19 protein-coding genes are annotated in these 17,475 nt (G+C 43.0%); 15 read left to right on the forward strand and 4 right to left on the reverse strand.

The annotated features are described in order from the left end of the window. Positions 1-14: 14 nt before the first annotated feature. From ligA to CJD36_RS14265, 4 genes are all read left to right on the forward strand, one after another. Positions 15-2,120 (forward strand): NAD-dependent DNA ligase LigA, encoded by a 2,106-nt coding sequence (ligA, locus tag CJD36_RS14250; RefSeq protein ID WP_105039853.1) that lies wholly within the window; start codon positions 15-17, stop codon positions 2,118-2,120. Positions 2,121-2,289: 169 nt separating this feature from the next. Then, positions 2,290-2,838 carry an inorganic diphosphatase gene (locus CJD36_RS14255; protein ID WP_105039854.1) on the forward strand — a complete coding sequence of 183 codons (549 nt, stop codon included), beginning with the start codon at positions 2,290-2,292 and terminating at the stop codon, positions 2,836-2,838. Positions 2,839-2,946: 108 nt separating this feature from the next. Next, entirely contained in the window at positions 2,947-3,771 is an 825-nt protein-coding gene (gene fdhD / locus CJD36_RS14260; protein ID WP_105039855.1) for a formate dehydrogenase accessory sulfurtransferase FdhD, read from the forward strand. A 10-nt stretch (positions 3,772-3,781) separates the two neighbouring features. Next, positions 3,782-4,156: a DUF7009 family protein gene (locus CJD36_RS14265; protein ID WP_105039856.1), complete on the forward strand. Its 375-nt coding sequence runs from the start codon at positions 3,782-3,784 to the stop codon at positions 4,154-4,156. A gap of 62 nt (positions 4,157-4,218) precedes the next feature. Here CJD36_RS14265 and CJD36_RS14270 read toward each other — a convergent pair whose 3' ends face one another. Together CJD36_RS14270 and CJD36_RS14275 are read right to left on the reverse strand one after the other, a co-directional pair. Further along, complete coding sequence (locus tag CJD36_RS14270; protein ID WP_105039857.1) at positions 4,219-5,454, reverse strand: hypothetical protein; 1,236 nt, start codon at positions 5,452-5,454, stop codon at positions 4,219-4,221. Continuing rightward, a complete protein-coding gene (locus CJD36_RS14275) occupies positions 5,455-5,841 on the reverse strand; it encodes a hypothetical protein (RefSeq protein WP_105039858.1) in 387 nt (128 codons plus the stop codon). A 100-nt stretch (positions 5,842-5,941) separates the two neighbouring features. Between CJD36_RS14275 and CJD36_RS14280 the strand changes: the two genes are divergently transcribed. The 11 genes from CJD36_RS14280 to CJD36_RS14330 all read left to right on the forward strand — a co-directional run bounded on the left by CJD36_RS14280 (position 5,942) and on the right by CJD36_RS14330 (position 14,030). Next, positions 5,942-7,441, forward strand: a complete 1,500-nt coding sequence (locus CJD36_RS14280) for a malate:quinone oxidoreductase (protein WP_105039859.1) — start codon at positions 5,942-5,944, stop codon at positions 7,439-7,441. 108 nt (positions 7,442-7,549) lie between these two features. Further along, a complete protein-coding gene (locus CJD36_RS14285; protein WP_105039860.1) occupies positions 7,550-8,479 on the forward strand; it encodes a hypothetical protein in 930 nt (309 codons plus the stop codon). An 84-nt stretch (positions 8,480-8,563) separates the two neighbouring features. Beyond that, positions 8,564-9,028, forward strand: coding sequence for a YHS domain-containing (seleno)protein (locus CJD36_RS14290; RefSeq protein ID WP_105039861.1), 465 nt, complete (start codon positions 8,564-8,566; stop codon positions 9,026-9,028). 33 nt (positions 9,029-9,061) lie between these two features. Next, entirely contained in the window at positions 9,062-9,559 is a 498-nt protein-coding gene (locus CJD36_RS14295) for a hypothetical protein (RefSeq protein WP_105039862.1), read from the forward strand. After that, positions 9,547-10,275 carry an NRDE family protein gene (locus tag CJD36_RS14300; RefSeq protein ID WP_105039863.1) on the forward strand — a complete coding sequence of 243 codons (729 nt, stop codon included), beginning with the start codon at positions 9,547-9,549 and terminating at the stop codon, positions 10,273-10,275. The genes CJD36_RS14295 and CJD36_RS14300 overlap by 13 nt, the downstream gene beginning before the upstream one ends. Next, positions 10,272-11,327 (forward strand): D-alanine--D-alanine ligase, encoded by a 1,056-nt coding sequence (locus CJD36_RS14305; protein ID WP_105039864.1) that lies wholly within the window; start codon positions 10,272-10,274, stop codon positions 11,325-11,327. The genes CJD36_RS14300 and CJD36_RS14305 overlap by 4 nt, the downstream gene beginning before the upstream one ends. Positions 11,328-11,351: 24 nt before the next feature. Further along, positions 11,352-11,972, forward strand: a complete 621-nt coding sequence (locus tag CJD36_RS14310; RefSeq protein ID WP_105039865.1) for a LysE family transporter — start codon at positions 11,352-11,354, stop codon at positions 11,970-11,972. Positions 11,973-11,996: 24 nt separating this feature from the next. Beyond that, positions 11,997-12,335 (forward strand): cyclic nucleotide-binding domain-containing protein, encoded by a 339-nt coding sequence (locus CJD36_RS14315; protein WP_105039866.1) that lies wholly within the window; start codon positions 11,997-11,999, stop codon positions 12,333-12,335. Positions 12,336-12,368: 33 nt separating this feature from the next. Continuing rightward, positions 12,369-12,695: a Crp/Fnr family transcriptional regulator gene (locus CJD36_RS14320; protein ID WP_105039867.1), complete on the forward strand. Its 327-nt coding sequence runs from the start codon at positions 12,369-12,371 to the stop codon at positions 12,693-12,695. 51 nt (positions 12,696-12,746) lie between these two features. Then, on the forward strand, positions 12,747-13,013 hold the full coding sequence (locus tag CJD36_RS14325; protein WP_205685608.1) for a DoxX family membrane protein: 267 nt from the start codon (positions 12,747-12,749) through the stop codon (positions 13,011-13,013). A gap of 156 nt (positions 13,014-13,169) precedes the next feature. After that, the gene (locus CJD36_RS14330) at positions 13,170-14,030 is read left to right on the forward strand and encodes an alpha/beta fold hydrolase (RefSeq protein ID WP_105039868.1); all 861 of its coding nucleotides are present in this window, start codon (positions 13,170-13,172) and stop codon (positions 14,028-14,030) included. Positions 14,031-14,061: 31 nt separating this feature from the next. On the opposite strand, the gene CJD36_RS14335 is transcribed toward CJD36_RS14330, so the two are convergent. Further along, on the reverse strand, positions 14,062-14,964 hold the full coding sequence (locus tag CJD36_RS14335; protein WP_105039869.1) for a magnesium transporter CorA family protein: 903 nt from the start codon (positions 14,962-14,964) through the stop codon (positions 14,062-14,064). A 129-nt stretch (positions 14,965-15,093) separates the two neighbouring features. Then, positions 15,094-17,400 (reverse strand): TonB-dependent receptor, encoded by a 2,307-nt coding sequence (locus CJD36_RS14340; RefSeq protein WP_105039870.1) that lies wholly within the window; start codon positions 17,398-17,400, stop codon positions 15,094-15,096. Between the last annotated feature and the right edge of the window lie 75 nt (positions 17,401-17,475).

Consider the following 17,475-nt stretch of genomic DNA (forward strand, 5'->3'; position numbering starts at 1 on the left):
TTACTTTGCAATCTATGTACACGCAACAGGATGAAATGCGCCTTTATGAACAGGCCAAACACTTATTGACGGAATCTGCAGGCATGAATGCAGAACATGCAATTGACCAGCTGAAAGAGGCGATCAACTATGCCGACTGGAAATACTATGTACAGAGTAACCCGGTACTGGCCGACCAGGAATATGATGCCTTATTCAAGCTATTAAAACATACAGAAGACAAGAACCCCGAATTAGTTTCGGCCGATTCGCCAACTCAGCGTATAGCCAAGGGTATAAGTGAGCGCTTCCCTACTGTGAGCCACCTGGTGCCGATGCTGAGCCTTGATAACACCTATAATGCAGATGATCTTAACGATTGGGACAGGAAGTGCAGAGAGCTTGCAGGTGCCGATGTAGTGGAGTATTGTGTAGAGCCAAAATATGATGGCGCAAGTGTATCGCTCATTTATGAAAATGGCGCACTAAGCAGAGGCGCTACCCGTGGAGACGGTATAATGGGAGAAGATGTGACAATTAACGTCCGCCAGATAAAATCATTACCACTGTCAGCTACTTTGGTGGCAAAGGGGGTAGAACAGATAGAGATAAGAGGTGAGGTAGTGATACATAAAAATGTATTTGAAGCTTTCAATAAACAACGTATTGCAGAAGGGCAGCCTCCATTGGCCAATCCCCGCAATGCAGCGTCAGGTACATTGAGGATACTTGATCCTGCAGAGGTACGCAAACGCGGATTGAGCGCTATATTGTATCACATAAGTGATTATACCCTGGCGGCTGGCACAACCAGGCCCGAAGGATTAGATACACACTATAATTCATTGCAATGGTTGTATAATATGGGCTTTCCAACTCCCGCCAAAGAGATGAAGGTGTTTACCCATATTGACCAGGTAATAGCTTATTGCAGTGAGTTTGAGCAACAAAGAGATAGTCTGCAGTTTGAAGTGGATGGTCTGGTAATAAAGGTGAATAGCTTTGCAATGCAGGAACGTATGGGGATGACATCTCACCATCCGCGCTGGGCAGTGGCCTATAAGTTTAAGGCCAGGCAGGCTACCAGTAAATTATTAAGAGTAGAATACCAGGTAGGCAGAACGGGGGCAATAACACCGGTGGCTAAAATAGAGCCTGTGCCTATTGGCGGTGTTACAGTTTCATCTGTCTCGTTGTTTAATGAAGACGTGGTAAGAGAGAAAGATGTGCGTATAGGTGATACTGTATTGGTAGAGCGGGCAGGTGATGTGATACCGTATATTGTAAAGCCGCTTACAGAGCTACGTACAGGCAATGAGGAGATAATACAATTCCCTAAGAACTGCCCCGTATGTGAGTCTGAACTGGAGAAACAACCGGAAGAAGCAGCATGGCGTTGCATCAACATCAATTGCCCGGTGCAGGTAGCGGAGCGCATGATACACTATGTGAGTAAAGATGCAATGGATATCCGTAACCTGGGTGGTGCCAATATTCAGAAATTTTATGAGCAGGGTATACTGACAGACATTCCTTCGATATACACGATAGATTGGGATAAAGTGCGGGCATTGGGTGGTTTTGGCGACAAGTCTATTACCAATATGCAGCAGGCCATAGAGCAGTCAAAGACACAAACTTTGAACAGGCTGATCTTTGGGTTGGGTATCCGTTTTGTGGGCGAGACAACCGCAAAGACGTTGGCGAGTGCAATAATGAACCTTCGGGAACTCTACGATTGGAACATAGACAAACTGATCTCTCTTGAAGATATTGGTCCAAAGGTGGCCACATCTGTTGCCGACTTTTTCAATAGGGAGGAAAACAGGCATATGATAGACAAGCTGGACGCTGCCGGCGTAAATCTTGTCAATCAGTTGAAAGGACAACAGCCGGTAGATGGTGCGCTTACTGGGAAAACCTTTTTGTTTACCGGTACCCTTAGTCAGTTCAAGCGTAGTGATGCCGAGGCTATGGTGGAAGAAAAGGGTGGAGCTATATTGGGGGGCGTAAGTGCCAAGCTCAACTACCTGATTGTGGGAGAAGATGCAGGATCCAAACTCGAAAAAGCAAAGAAGTTGGGCACAGTAAATATTCTTACAGAGCAGGAGTTTATGGAGTTGATAAAGAGTGTAGGCTAGTCTTGTTAGTGGCGTTTTATGTGTTGAACCTTTTGTATATGAATGTTGTAACAATCAAAAACGAAGCGTTTTACTATTAATTACTTGTTATCTACACTCGTTTTATAGTAAAAAAGCGGGAGAACAAAGCAAAAGGCATTAATTTCGCAGACTATATTTAATTGAAAAGATGAGCAATTTTAACCCATGGCATTCTGTCAGCTACGGAAGTAATGTACCTGATGTAGTAACTGCAGTAATTGAGATCCCCCGTAATTCGAGGGCTAAGTACGAATTAGATAAAGAAACCGGTATGTTGAAACTGGATAGAGTATTGTACTCTTCCGTTTATTATCCGGCCAACTATGGTTTTGTTCCACAGACCTATTGCGATGATAATGACCCGTTAGATATATTGGTATTGTCGCAGATCGATATGCAGCCAATGTGTATTGTTGAGGCGAAGATCATAGGCGTTATGCGTATGTTTGATCAGGGCGAAGCTGATGATAAGTTGATAGCTGTTTGCGCTAATGATATGAGCGTTGCACACATCAATGATATAAGCGAACTGCCACCATACTTTATGGATGAGCTGCGTCACTTCTTTGAAGAGTATAAGCGCCTGGAAAATAAGGTGGTTAAGATCGAAGATTTCCAGAATGCCCGTTTGGCTAAGAAGATATTGATGCACAGCATTAATGATTACAAACTGAAGTTTGGTAACAAGGAAAAATAATTTCCCTGCTGCAAATAAATATTAGCGCCCGTTCTTAGAGACGGGCGTTGTTGTTTAACTCAGTGCCGTAATTGTTTCGTAATTTGCTTTATAATTGATACCCAGCTGATGCAGTCTACATCGTCTACAAATATTATTAAGGTTGCCGCCGGCAGCGTGTCTGGCGCCAATGATATATTGGCTGTAGAAGAGCCACTGGAAATAAGATTGGCATTTTTACTCGACGGAAAGCGAACAGAGAAAAATATCTCCGTAACCATGCGTACGCCCGGTAATGATGAGGAGTTAGTAATGGGTTTTTTGTTTACAGAGGGCATTATTACTTCCTCCGATGATATTGCAACTGTATCAATCACAAACGATAACATAGTCACTGTTTCGCTGAAAGACCATATAGTACCTACATTAAATAAGCTCGACAGAAATTTCTATACTACATCGAGTTGTGGTGTGTGCGGCAAGGCCTCTATTGATGCGGTGAAGACCTATTGTGATGTGCCCGGAGATTATCCTTATGATGATTTGCAATGTACTGCTGAACGCATCATTTCTCTGCCGGGCATACTACGCGACAAGCAAGCTGTTTTTGAGCAAACCGGGGGATTACATGCATGTGCCATATTCACTGCTCAGGCCCATCTGTTGAATCTACGGGAAGATGTGGGCAGACACAATGCGCTCGACAAGCTGATAGGCGCGTCACTAAGCTCCGGTGTACTTCCTCTATCATCTCATATATTACTCTTGAGTGGCCGAGCTAGTTTTGAACTGGTACAGAAGGCAGCCATGGCAGGTGTGAAAATGATAGCCGCGGTAGGCGCGCCCTCCAGCCTGGCGGTGCAGATGGCCGAGGAATGGAACATCACACTTATAGGGTTCCTGAGGGGCGAAAGATTCAATATTTATTCAGGCGCACAAAGAATCGTTTCATAATTTTGTAGTAATGAAAATCCGTATTAAAGGCAATTCTATCCGCATAAGGCTTAGCAGGACAGAAGTAGATACATTGGGTAGAGAAGGTTATCTGGAAGAGCTAACAGAGTTTGGCAGCAATGTTGCCTTTAGATACGCGCTGCATAATAAACAAGAAATAGCTTCGCTATCGGCCGGATTTGAGGGTAATACCATGTCCATGTTCGTTCCTGCCGATATGGTGGCCGAATGGGTGGCTACAGAGAAAGTAGGATATGGTCATTACATGGATATAGGCGAAGGCAAGCAGTTATTCCTGCTGTTGGAAAAGGACTTTAAGTGCATTGATAGCTCGGTAGACGAAGATCAAAGCGACAACTATGATAATCCGCTGCACGTGTGTTAGCTATATAATATCAGATTTGACAACTTTCTAAAAAGTTGTCAAATCTCTGCTATAAGCCAACCTTACATTACCTTAAAGCTAAACTGATTTCTTTGTTGTCCTCCATCCCCTGCAAAATTTAATGCGAACGCATAGACCATTGCAGGCATTAACTGCACCATCAGCCTGTCCTGAGACGTAATGACATGCCATTCTACCGAATATTTGGTAAGCAGGTATATAGCATTATAGGCAATAAGGCAGGTTATAACTACAGCCATTTGCTTGTCTGGCCACTTACGGCGCAAGAAACAAAGCAGCATATAAGTAATAAATATGCCTTTGAAATAGGGGTAATGCTCCTTAAGATTGCGGAAGAAGTTCTCATAGATGATCATGTAACGTTCCTTCTCAAAGATCTGATTAAAGGTATGTCCGTTAAGTCCTGATACCAGGTCGTTGCTGTTGGGTACGATAGATTTGAATAGAATGAAACACGCTAGTGGCAAAGCTATACCTGCTACTGTGAGCTTAATATATTTCCTTGCAAAGAACCTGTTGGCATAGAACAGGATGAATATAGCAGCCAGTATGGCGCCTTCGTTTTTTGTCCAGATGCAGCACCCCAGGAATGCGGCAGAAAAGGCAATATACTTCTTGTTTTCTTTTACATGATCCATGCACACCATTGCTGCAAGGAAGAAGATGCCCAGCCATGGATCGGCATATTGTGATGTGCCGCAGGAAATGTAGAAAGCATTATACGCGAACAGAAAAAGCGCAAGCGATGCAATGAGCAAATTTCGTTTCATAAACTCTACGAATACAAGTGCAGGCGCAGCAACCGTAACGATTATACTCATGATAAAAGGGATCATCAGGCTAAACTTATCAATTGTTAGCCTTCCCCAGAATGCATTCAATGCAGGCAGAAACAAAGGATAATCGGGATGGTCGTTCTCTACATTTCGGAACATTACTTTCCAATGGACGGGAGATTGGACAAAATGGCTATGCAGGTTCCATATAGCCCATGCATCCCAGCCGCCATGCTTTTCTGCGGCATTAATGGCGTTCTGAGCGATCATTGCCAGACCGATGGTGAACGCACTGAGTGCCAGCCAGCTGGTTCTTTTTTTAACGTAGATATCGGGGCTATTGTCTGGCACCATCCACCTGTATAAAAAGTAACAGGTGGCTGCGCTAATAACTGCGGGAACAGCAATTGGCAATGCAGCCAGCAGGCATAGAAAATATATGCAGCTTATCGCGCCCAATGAGGCTAATACGAACAATATATATCTGTTACTTAATTCCATTTACGGTAAGTGGCTTGTGGTTAAAAAGTAACAATACTGGTCATCGTTGTTTTGCCACAACGTATTTCTGTTGTTTGTTTTTAGCAACATTTTTATACTATCGCATTTGTCAGTATTGCAAATAGTCAGCACTGTATCAAATCGGTCAGCTTTATTGGTAAGGTAACTGGGCGCAAGTGCCAGCCTTGCCCAGAAGTGCAGTTCATTTTTATTTGGGACATTCTGAAACGAAATGTTGCTGCCCGGCGCAATGAAGTTGTGAGTTCCGGCCAATGCCTTTTCCATTTTGTCTACATCGTCTGTTTTCCCGTTTATTTTGTTGCTGAACATTACTGTTGCAACGATAACGGAGATCAATAGAAGTATGGGAATAATGCCGTCTTTCATCAGGCCATGAAGGTAGTAATTTATTTTATGGGTATCAGAATGTACGCTGTTGACTAAGGGAACAGTTTTTAAGATAATTTTAGTGCATAAAACTTGATCTATGTTATTTGACCATCCGGTTACGGGCGAAGCAGATGTTGTATTAATTGGTGCTGGCATAATGAGTGCTACCCTTGGTGTATTACTAAAGGAGCTTGACCCTACTCTGCGAATTCAAATATTTGAGCGGCTGGATATGGTAGCGGCAGAAAGTTCTGATGCCTGGAACAACGCAGGTACAGGCCACTCGGCACTATGCGAGTTGAATTATACACCTGAAAAAAGTGACGGCACAATAGATATTTCTAAAGCATTGCATATCACTGAGTCGTTTGAAATATCGAAGCAATTCTGGGCTTATTTGCTTGGTGCAAAGTGTCTGAAGAGTGCCGATGAATTTATACATAGTGTGCCGCATATGAGCTTTGTATGGGGTGATGAAAACACTGAATTCCTTCGAAAGCGTTTTGAGGCAATGAAACAGCATCATTTTTATAAAGAAATGCAGTTTTCAGATGATCATGGCCACATCGCGGGATGGATACCATTGGTAATGCAGCACAGGGATGTTCAACAAAAAGTTGCAGCTACTAAAATAGATATTGGTGCTGATGTGAATTTTGGTGCACTTACAAGGGGGCTGTTTCAATACTTATGTTTGCAGGATAGTATAGAATTGCACCTGAGACATGAAGTGAGGCACCTGGACAAAGATGAATCGGGCAATTGGTTGGTGCATGTAAAAGATGAAATTACAGATACGCACAAAAAGATCAAAACTAAGTTTGTATTCATAGGTGCAGGTGGCGGATCATTGCCGTTGTTAGAAAAATCGCACGTTCCTGAAAGCAAGGGCTATGGCGGTTTCCCGGTAAGCGGGCAATGGTTGAAGTGCACAAATGATACTATCATTGAACAGCATCATGCTAAAGTGTATGGTAAGGCATCGGTGGGTACGCCGCCTATGTCGGTTCCACATTTGGATACACGTGTCATAGATGGTAAGCGTGAATTGTTATTTGGTCCATATGCAGGCTTTTCTACCAAATTCCTGAAAGAAGGGTCTTATCTTGATCTGGTCACTTCAATAAAGGCGGGCAATATCATTCCAATGATAGAAGCAGGTATACACAATATCCCCCTGACAAAATACCTGATCAGTCAGGTCATACAATCGCAGGAAGACAGGATGAACGAACTGCGTGAGTATTTCCCCGATGCTAGAGATGAAGACTGGGAATTGAAGATAGCAGGCCAGCGGGTACAGGTAATAAAGAAAGATGAAGAAGAGGGTGGTGTGCTGGAATTCGGCACTGAGGTAGTTTGTGCCGCAGATGGTAGCATCGCGGCCTTGCTGGGGGCATCGCCCGGAGCCTCTACATCAGTATCTATTATGCTGGGACTATTAGAAACATGCTTCAAAGAGAAAATGAATTCAACTGAATGGACGGCGAAAATGAAAACCATGATCCCATCTTATGGTCTTTCATTGGCAGCCGATGCGGATCTGCTCGAAAAGACAAGAGCTGCTACTAGCGCTGTTCTCGGGTTGGTTAGCTAGAATATTTTTAAGCGATTTAAACGACTAATGCATACTCCGGTATGCATTAGTCGTTTAAATGACAATTGTAGCCGGCTTTGATAGTTAGGTTTGCTGCAAATGTCAATCATGAGAACATTCATTTTCTTTCTATTGCTTTTGGTTTGGTCGCAACAATTCGTTCATGCGCAAGGTTGTTCAGATGCAGGATTTTGTACCGCTGGTGCTATGAAGGGCGGTGGCGAATTATCAGATACCACACAGCGAAAGATGACGTGGGGATTATCCTTAACTGCCGGTGCCGGAGAAAAGGCAACGACTATCATTATTCCCCAATTGGAAGGTTCTGCGGGTATTGGGAAGCAAGGCATACTAGATGCTAAACTGCCGATCAACATTGCTAATGGAAGATTGGGTGCACATACCGGAATTGGCGATCTTATAGTTACCTACACAAGACATCTTTACCGTTCAGCTAACCGGTGTCAGTGGCAAGGCACACTGGGTGGAAGAATTGGATTGGGTGATGCAAGTGCAGGCCATAAAGGACAGCCTTTGCCAATGCCTTACCAGTCAAGCCTAGGCACTACAGATCTTATAGCCGGTGTAAGTGCACTCTATGGACGCCATCTCAGTTTCGCTCTTGGATATCAACAGCCATTATTGCAATACAATAATAATGGGTACGTTTCATCAGCTATCTACCCTGTAGCAAGTAATGATACAGACTATTTTGCGTCACGTCACTTGCGTCGTAAAGGTGGTCTGCTCTTGAGATCCGAGGCCAATTGGAATTGGCGGAAATGGAGAATAGCCGCCGGTCCTTTGCTTATTTACCACCTGGGCGAAGATAAAATTGCACTACAAGATGAAACTGACATTTCATTAAAAGGTAGTGAAGGACTAACTCTCAATCTTGCCGGGTCACTATCCTACTCGTTCAACAAGACAAAGATCGATCTGCTGGCGGGGACTCCCTTTATTGTAAGGGATTATCGCCCAGACGGACTTACACGGGCCTGGGTTATTACCATCAGGTACACACATCTGAAAAAGTAATTGTTAAAATGTTCCAATTGTCACCTCCCCGACAATTGAACCGCTTACTTATTTGAAATTTTGTACCGTTAATCAGACTACTATATGAAACAATCATTTCTATCTGTCCTTTTGCTGACATTACTTTCTATCTCGTCTTTCGGACAACAGGCAGCCTTACGGCAGAAAAATTATAATTTAAGCAAGGGTCTTGCCCTGGAGGGTTATGACCCTGTGAGTTATTTTAATGGTAAGCCGGAGAAAGGTGCTGCAAACTTTAGCCTGGTGCAAGATGGCGTTACTTACAGATTTGCCAATGCTGCCGACCTTAATAAGTTCAAACAAAATCCCACCGCTTACGAACCGCAATATGGCGGATGGTGCGCATTCGCTATGGGAAGCACCGGAGAAAAGGTAGAAGTCGATCCCGAAACGTATAAGATCATTGGCGGTAAACTCTATCTCTTTTATAACAAGTACTTCAATAACACACTGAAGACATGGAACAAGAGCGAGACTACGCTGAAGCCTAAAGCCGATGCTAACTGGCAAAAAATTGGCAAAAAGTAATTCACTCAAACTATTGTACAAAACACTTAAGACATGACACTACAGCATACAATAGAGTCTGTATTTGCAGAGTTGGAAGAGGCCATCGATCGGATGACCGATCAGGAGTATGTTACTAAGAGTTCACATCTTTTTGGTGCTACAATTGGTCAGCATGTGCGGCATATCATCGAACTCTTTCAGTGTCTTGTTGAGGGGTACGATACAGGTGTGGTAAATTACGATAAGAGAAAACGTGATTACACTATAGAGACAGACAGGCGTGTTGCTATTTGTTTTCTTCACGAAATTCCGCTTTCTATTGGTATTGAAAACAGGCGCATTCTGTTGCAATCTTCGTTTGGTAGTGATACAGAGAGCTTGGATGTTGAAAGTAATTTTCTCCGTGAATTGGTTTATAACCTGGAGCACACCATTCACCATATGGCACTAATAAGGGTGGGCATTGCTGAACTGACAAAAATAACTGTTTCTGAAAAATTTGGAGTAGCTCCATCTACCATTCAATTTAGAAAAACATGTGTACAGTAACTTTCCTTCCGCTCAGTGACCGGATATTGATCACGTCCAGCAGAGATGAAAAGACATCGCGTGAGGTGGCCGAGTTACCCGAAGCTGTAGAATTTAAAAGTGGCAAGATCCTTTATCCGCGCGATGGTAAGGCCGGTGACACCTGGATAGCGATGCACAACAACGGCAATGTGATGGTGTTGCTGAACGGAGGATTTAAAGCGCATGTGCCAATGCCGGCATATAGAAAAAGCAGAGGATTGATATTTCTTGATATTTTCGATAGCGCCTATCCTGTCAACTTTTTCCAGTCTATTGATCTGAGTTCCATTGAATCATTTACCCTGGTCATTCTACAGCATGATCAGTTGTTTGAATGTCGTTGGGATGGAGCTGAGAAATATATCACTCCATTGCCGGTTGATGTTCCGAGGATATGGTCGTCGGTAACTCTTTATGACGAGCCGGTACGAATGAAGAGAAAGCAATGGTTTGAAAAATGGCTGAATAAAAAACAGTTCATTACCGCTGAGCAGGTAATTTCATTTCATGAGTTTGCTGGAGACGGAGACGAACGCAATAGTTTGCGTATGAGTAGAGATGGCCTCTTGCACACTGTAAGTATTACAGGCATTGAGATAACGCAGGATAAAGCCGTTATGCGCTATAAAGATCTGCATGGTGGGCTTCTTTCCGTTAATGAATGGTTTATTGCCAGTAATATGATCTGCGTATGAAAAGATACTTCAACACTCCGTTTTTCATAAGGCTGTTTAATTGGGAATACTGGAATAGTACTATAGTATATGCACCGATATACCCTTATTACGCGTGGCTGGCTCTTAAGGCAAGGTCTTTCATGTTTCTTACAGCGGCTAACCCCCTTATTAAGAATGGAGGATTTATTATGGAGAGCAAGAAGGATGTTTACGATCTTATTCCTCCCCAATACTATCCGGCTACACTTTATTTCGAAGCCGGTACTCCGTTAGAGATTGTTAGTCGAGGTATTGAGGAAAAATCACTCACCTTTCCGCTCATTGCAAAGCCTGATATCGGGGAGCGGGGACTGGCAGTAAAAAAGGTGAATAATGTTGCTGAATTGGAGCAATATATCACTCATATGCCGTTTGCATTCCTGGTGCAGGAGTTTGTCAGTTACGAAAATGAAGTAGGCATATTTTATTGCAAGCCACCTGGTGCTGCGCGAGGATTTATATCGGGGATTGTCAATAAAGAGCCGGTCACCATTGTGGGAGATGGTTTATCGACGCTGGAGCAGCTAGTAAGAGTCAATCCGCGTTACTTGCTGCAACTAGATCATATTGCTGCACAGCAAGGCGAACAAATGCGTAGTGTATTGCCCGTTGGCGAGTCGCTTGTATTAGTACCATATGGCAATCATAGTCGCGGTTCTAAATTTACAGATCATACCCACAGAGCAACAGACAAACTGAATGAATCCATAGATCGTATATGTTCTCAGATTCCGCAGTTTTATTATGGCCGCCTCGATGTTCGTTTTCTTAGTTGGGAAGCTTTGGAACGGGGAGAAAACATTTCAATAATAGAAGTGAACGGGAGTGGTAGTGAGCCTACGCATATTTACGACCCGGAGCATTCTTTGTTGTTCGCATGGAAAGAGATCATCAGGCACTGGGATCTTTTATATAGCATAAGTAAAGAGAACAACAGGAGAGGGGTTAAGTATATAAAATTGTCGGCTTTGCGCAGCGATATTAATGCTTTCAAGCAGATAGATGCTTCGTTATCTGCCAGGGTATGGTAATTATTTAAAAGGCTTTCAGTTCTTATGACGGTTCACATTTTTCAATATTTAGGTTCAGGATTGTTGATCAGCCTCTCGGGGTCATTGCCACTGGGTAACCTAAATGTGTGTGCAATGCAGGTAGCCGCAAAAGACACCCTTAAGAACGCACTGTTGTTTGCTTTGGGTGTTACGGTCATTGAAGTTCTATACCTTAGAATAACACTGAGTATTGTTAATGTACTTTCGGACAACCAGCAATTATTTTATTACTTCCGTGCGGCAACAATTCTGGTACTGCTTATTCTTGCCATTGGGAGTTTTAGGGCGGCACGAAAGGGAAATGGGAAGCATGTGGTCATTGACAACAGCGGTAGCAAATTTTTGTTGGGTGCGGCTATGAGTGCTATGAATCCTATGCAGATCCCTTTTTGGATGGGGTGGGCAGTATACTTACTTTCCAGCGTTATCCTTGTGCCTGAATCTGGCGCTTACAATATATTTACAGTGGGTGCCGGTATGGGTACTTTTCTGGCGTTGTTAGTGTTTATTTTTGCAGGAATAAAGTTTGCTGCATTTATGGAGCGTAATCGGAAAGGCGTCAACATTTCTATGGGGTGCTTATTTGTAATAATGGCATTTTCCCAGGCAGTGAATTTTTTTTGACAATCAATTTTATAACTACAAAATATGGACGCTCAGGATCAGATGTTGATCATTCGCAGGAATGATTTTCTTGACAAGTTAACTCCCGATAACTACGAGACGTTAAACATATTGCACAACTACATTATTGCCGACAAAGATGCATATATCTATTTTGATGCACAGTTTTTGAACAAGTTATACTTTGTAAAAGAGGGCTTTGTGAAAATTGGTAATGTGGACGAAGAAGGGAATGAGTTGATCAAAGAAATATTGCAACCGGGAGATGTATTTGGCCAGTGTATGCTGGAACGTAATAACATGAATGGGGAATTTGCACAGGCACATAAATGTGAAACCATACTGTGCGCATTTACCCTTTAGGACTTTGAAAAATTGTTGATCCTTCGGCCGGACATGGGCATTATTTTTTCACGTAAGATCGGGCAAAAATTAAAGCGGGTAGAGAACAGATTATTGAATCTCTTACAAAAAGATGTAAGGACCCGTTTATTGTATTTTTTCTGGACATTGGTGCAACAGAGCGAAAATCCTACGGGTAATGTAGTTAAGCTGGCTAACTATCTTACGCATGAAGATATTGCACGGCTTACCGGTACCAGCCGCCAAACCGTTACCACGCTTATCAATCAGTTTGCCGATGAAGGGCTGCTTGATGTCGACCGAAAAGCAATCACAATACGAGATGTGAAACAATTGCAAAAGCTGGCTAAAGTCGGGTAGGCGACAATATATAAGAGCCTATCGCAATAGCTTTGTTGCAAAACATAAGATATGATCGTCAGGAACATTTTTCTTTGGGTACTTCGCCTGGTTGCCGCTTATATATTACTGCAAACACTTAGATTCAAATTTGGTGCAGCGCCTGAAAGCGTTTATATATTTACTAAGGTTGGCATGGAGCCTTGGGGACGAATAGGGTCGGGCGTTGTAGAGCTCATTGCTTCAGTTTTAATACTTATTCCCCGCACAACTGCGTTTGGTGCGCTCATGGCTATAGGCACTATGTCCGGCGCTATTTTTTTCACCTCACAAAATTAGGCATAGAGGTCATGGGTGATGGGGGACAGCTCTTTTACATGGGCGTGGCTGTTTGGGTCTCTTCCGCTATTTTACTCTTAGTTTATCGTAATCAGGTTCTAAGGTTATTGCCTGGTAAACTGGACAGCGCGTCGAGTTAATAGTTACAATCAATCTATGAAAGGAACTTGCCGTTTTGTTTTCAGGATAACTTTTTGTGTTTTTGTTTTCTTTGTGCTTTTTGCGCAGGGATGTATGATGATGCGAACAGCTGATAAAGAAGCCGCCAAATCTTTTTCAAATTCGGGTGTAGATTTATTTACTGGTTTTGTTGCTACGCAAGGAGGTAAAATACACTATGCTAAGACAGGCGTAGATACTAGTGCAACTTTGTTTTTCGTTCATGGTTCGCCTGGCAGCTGGGATGCGTTTGAGACCTACTTAAAAGATAGCGATTTGCTATTACACTACAGGATGATCAGCATAGATCGTCCGGGATTTGGTTATAGTGGTTTTGGGCGGGGTATGAGTATAGTTGAACAGAGTAAAATTATAGGCGAGATGATAGGCCAATTGCAGAATGGTAAGCCCTTTTATATAATTGGCCATTCTCTTGGTGGTCCCCTTTGCGTAAAACTGGCTGCTGATTATTCTTCACTAATCTCTGGCGTCCTCCTTCTTGCTGCGAGTGTCGATCCAGGTGAAGAAAAGCCCGAAGGTTGGAGGCCTTTAATGAAAACTCCTCCGTTTAGGTGGTTAATGCCTGGCGCATTCAGGCCGAGTAATGATGAATTATGGTATTTTAAAAAAGACGTTAAGACAATGCCAGTGGATCTTAGGGCTATTACCTGCCCCGTAATAATTATGCAGGGGTTACTTGATTCTATGGTACCTCCCGGCAACGCATATTACGCCCAGAAACAACTAACACATTCAAAGGCAGTGAAGCTTATTACAATACCTGATGCCAATCATTTTATTCCTTGGACGCGCTTTGAGATGATAAAGAATGTGCTAATGCACTTAAGTGGAAATTGAATACTGGCGATAGCGTGCTACTCGAGACAGGTCACATCCACTTTTTCCTTTTAAACCAAACATACACAACAAGGATCACTACTGCCATCAGGATCATCACGCCAGGGTATCCCCATTTATGTTCCAGCTCTGGCATAAACTTGAAGTTCATGCCATACACACCCACTATAAATGTAAGTGGCATGAAGAATACTGAGAAGATGGTTAATACGCGCATTGTTTCGTTGGTACGCTGAGAAGATATATTGAAGTAAATATTCATTAATTGCGTTGCCTGTTCCAACAAGGAGTCATATAGGCTCTGCTGTTTTATATACATATCACGGCACTCCCTTGTATAGGCATCAGAGGTGTCTTTATTGTCTATTTTATCTACTATCTCATGCGTTAGTATCAGCAACCTTTTTATTACATCTATCTTACGCTTAATAAAATACAGCCCTTTCAGGAAGGATACATTCCTGTCTTTTAGAAATACCTGCTCTTCGTAAAACTCTATGTGTTGTGTGATCTTGTTGCCCGGTGCTTCGAAAGAATGCAGCCCTGCCTTTACGATCTCTGTAAGTACATGAGTGGGCTTTTTACACTCGCCTGAGTTTACATACTCTTCGCTTATGGCTACCAGTGGTGCCCATTCATTGCGGTGTATGGTAATGATGTATTTATCTGAAATGAAGATAGCAACCTTATTAGTAAGTTCCTGTACAGTATCGGCCTCCTGATCTTTAATGGGGAAATATACCCGCACAATAATGAACGTATAGCCTCTGAAACGCTCATATTTGGGTAGATGTCCGGGCTGCAGGCAGTCGTTTACAGACTCCTCGTGAAGGTCGTATTTCTGAGCTATTTCATGCAACTCTTCAGGAGTGGGGGCAAGCACATCAAGCCACTCATAATCTTCCTTGTTCTTTTTGGCTAAGTTCCTTATCATAGGTTACCGGCAAATAATGGTCTATCAATTGTTATAACAAATCTATTCCAATAACCTGAATAATGCGCTAAAACAACTATCCCGCAGCCTTTGGGAGGCCGCGGGGTAGTTATATCAGTCAAATAGTTGTCAGAATTTGTAAGTGGCACTCAGCTTCAGAAAAAATGGCGTACCGGGTGTATAGCACACATCAGTTTTAGCCGTGGGTTCCAGCATGCCGCCGGGTAACTTTAGCCTGGTTTCGGTATCAAATTGCGCTTCGTTCCATTTTGTATTGGTAAGGTTCTGGATCTGCACACCAAACTCATAATGAGGACGTACATAATTCACAACGGCATCCAACACAGTATAGCCCAATGCGGTGCGGGAATTATCATCGTTTGCGGGGCGATCGCTAATATGCCTGTAGCGCAGACTCGCAGATGTGTTTTTCATCACTTTCACCGTTACTCCACCTATAGACGTAAATGATGGCGCTAAGGCAATATAGTCATTGCCTTTCGGTTGGTCTATAGCTCTACCGTGCGCATAGTTGGCATCAAAGTCTATGTAAAGCCATTTCAGTACTTCGTAGCGGGCTGAAAAGTCTATCCCCATTCTTCGTGTTCTGCCGCCTGTATCTATTACTGCAGCATCACCAACATATGAGTATTCCAGCTGCAGGTCCATGTGCCACACCGCTGCCTGTAGGAGCAGTTTGCTGTAGGGTTTCATTATTATTCCCAGATCATGGGAAAATGCCTGTGGTAGGATATTATTCACTGTAAGGTTGCCGCCTAGTTGCGAACCGGTGGCCAGTGTGCGGGTGTCATTGCTATGGAAGCCGGTGCCGTAATTATAGTATATGCGCGCGTTATCCTTTATGTTATAGTAAATACCAGCCTTGGGGCTGAATTTGCCGCCGGTAGATGAATACCTTTTAGTGTCGGCCACCATCCTGTTGTCATACTGCTGTATAAAATGGTCATAACGTGTCCCCACTGTTAGGACCAGCTGAGGGAGTAGGTTAACGGTCTGATTCAGGTATCCAAAAATGTTTGTTTCATGTATGTCTCCAAATGCTACAGGATTAATTACCGTGGTTTTACCTTGTGTATAAGTGAGCTCACTCCCCATTATGTCATCATAGCGCAGTCCAAATCCAACCTGCGTTTTCATTTTCAATCCCCATGCAGTATAGTTATGACCATATTCACTGTTGTAGCCTGCCACCGCACGTTTTTCGGCCTGTTTTATCTGGTCTCCATGTATGGAGTCGATTGCATAGTAAGTGAAATCTGAGAACAATTTGAATTGGTAGTAGGTAAGGTAAATGTTGCTCTTGAAATAGCTGTTACTATTGATGCTCTGAAAGTACTGCAGGTTCATGTTATACCTGCTAGTTATCCCACTCTCCGGGTCAAGAACACCGTACCTGCCTACTATACCTTCATCTATCGCACGTGTAGGAATCTGCCCTGAGGCATCCCAAAAAGAATGCATGCCGCTCAATGTTAAAGTGAGTATCTTATTGTTAGATATATAGTTGGTGTACTTACCCATCAGGTTCATGCGATTAAAATTCTGTGGCATATCAAAGTAGCTGCGGTTGAAGCCATACTCGCCCATCACGTAAGCGTCCTGGTGACTATTTGTATCCTTTTCCCTGCTCAGTAATTGTAGTCCCGCCACAGTACGAAAATAGCCGTAGCTACCCCCATCAACTTTCACAAAACTATTATCCAGGTCATTTCTTGTTTTAAATGCTACGAACCCCGAAGTTGCAAGATTACCCTTATCTATTTCATATGGACCTTTACCATAGTCTACTTCCTGCACCGACTCCGGTATGATGAAATGAGCATCCGCAAAGCCTTGACCATGCGCATGAGATACCATGTTTACCGGCATATTGTCAATGCTTACATTAATATCGGTACCATGATCGCAGTCAAACCCACGTAAAAATATTTGCTCTGCTTTACCACCGCCCTGATGTTGTGCAGTGAAAAGGCCGGGTACTAATCGCAGCAGGTCTTGTGTAGTATTCACAGGTCTTTGTTGCAGATCCAGTCCGCTTATGCTACTCAGGTTCAATGCTTTTTTTGCATTGATGGAAACGGCATTCATCTGTATAGGTGCCTTAGCCAATTTAAAAAAGGTTTCGGTTGTTTCACCATCGGCTATTGTGATCTCATCTTCTAAATTGTTGTAGCCCAGGTGAGAGATGACTATAGTATACCGGCCCGGCGAAATACCCTTTATAAAGAACCTGCCAAATGCATCAGTAACAGCACTATAATTGCCTGCCTTAATATACAGGCTTGCACCTTCCAGTGGTTTCTTGTTGCCTTCATCTGTTACAATACCTCTTATACTTCCCTGATGCGCAAAGGCTTTGAGAGATAAGCATATAAATAACAGGCTTAATAGATATCTTTTAGTTGTTGTTTTCATGTTTCAATTTTTACTCCCTGTGAAAGTGTTTTTCTATTCGTTACACTACATGTTGATTGCATCAGTATATAGATA

The sequence above is a fragment of the Flavipsychrobacter stenotrophus genome, assembly GCF_002954265.1.
GTDB classification, from domain to species: Bacteria; Bacteroidota; Bacteroidia; order Chitinophagales; family Chitinophagaceae; genus Flavipsychrobacter; species Flavipsychrobacter stenotrophus.

Bases quoted from the DNA above. Each gene is read 5' to 3' on its own strand.
- ligA (WP_105039853.1), top strand. From the start codon at position 15: ATGTACACGCAACAGGATGAAATGCGCCTTTATGAACAGGCCAAACAC.
- CJD36_RS14255 (WP_105039854.1), top strand. From the start codon at position 2,290: ATGAGCAATTTTAACCCATGGCATTCTGTCAGCTACGGAAGTAATGTA.
- fdhD (WP_105039855.1), top strand. From the start codon at position 2,947: ATGCAGTCTACATCGTCTACAAATATTATTAAGGTTGCCGCCGGCAGC.
- CJD36_RS14265 (WP_105039856.1), top strand. From the start codon at position 3,782: ATGAAAATCCGTATTAAAGGCAATTCTATCCGCATAAGGCTTAGCAGG.
- CJD36_RS14270 (WP_105039857.1), bottom strand. From the start codon at position 5,454: ATGGAATTAAGTAACAGATATATATTGTTCGTATTAGCCTCATTGGGC.
- CJD36_RS14275 (WP_105039858.1), bottom strand. From the start codon at position 5,841: ATGAAAGACGGCATTATTCCCATACTTCTATTGATCTCCGTTATCGTT.
- CJD36_RS14280 (WP_105039859.1), top strand. From the start codon at position 5,942: ATGTTATTTGACCATCCGGTTACGGGCGAAGCAGATGTTGTATTAATT.
- CJD36_RS14285 (WP_105039860.1), top strand. From the start codon at position 7,550: ATGAGAACATTCATTTTCTTTCTATTGCTTTTGGTTTGGTCGCAACAA.
- CJD36_RS14290 (WP_105039861.1), top strand. From the start codon at position 8,564: ATGAAACAATCATTTCTATCTGTCCTTTTGCTGACATTACTTTCTATC.
- CJD36_RS14295 (WP_105039862.1), top strand. From the start codon at position 9,062: ATGACACTACAGCATACAATAGAGTCTGTATTTGCAGAGTTGGAAGAG.
- CJD36_RS14300 (WP_105039863.1), top strand. From the start codon at position 9,547: ATGTGTACAGTAACTTTCCTTCCGCTCAGTGACCGGATATTGATCACG.
- CJD36_RS14305 (WP_105039864.1), top strand. From the start codon at position 10,272: ATGAAAAGATACTTCAACACTCCGTTTTTCATAAGGCTGTTTAATTGG.
- CJD36_RS14310 (WP_105039865.1), top strand. From the start codon at position 11,352: ATGACGGTTCACATTTTTCAATATTTAGGTTCAGGATTGTTGATCAGC.
- CJD36_RS14315 (WP_105039866.1), top strand. From the start codon at position 11,997: ATGGACGCTCAGGATCAGATGTTGATCATTCGCAGGAATGATTTTCTT.
- CJD36_RS14320 (WP_105039867.1), top strand. From the start codon at position 12,369: ATGGGCATTATTTTTTCACGTAAGATCGGGCAAAAATTAAAGCGGGTA.
- CJD36_RS14325 (WP_205685608.1), top strand. From the start codon at position 12,747: ATGATCGTCAGGAACATTTTTCTTTGGGTACTTCGCCTGGTTGCCGCT.
- CJD36_RS14330 (WP_105039868.1), top strand. From the start codon at position 13,170: ATGAAAGGAACTTGCCGTTTTGTTTTCAGGATAACTTTTTGTGTTTTT.
- CJD36_RS14335 (WP_105039869.1), bottom strand. From the start codon at position 14,964: ATGATAAGGAACTTAGCCAAAAAGAACAAGGAAGATTATGAGTGGCTT.
- CJD36_RS14340 (WP_105039870.1), bottom strand. From the start codon at position 17,400: ATGAAAACAACAACTAAAAGATATCTATTAAGCCTGTTATTTATATGC.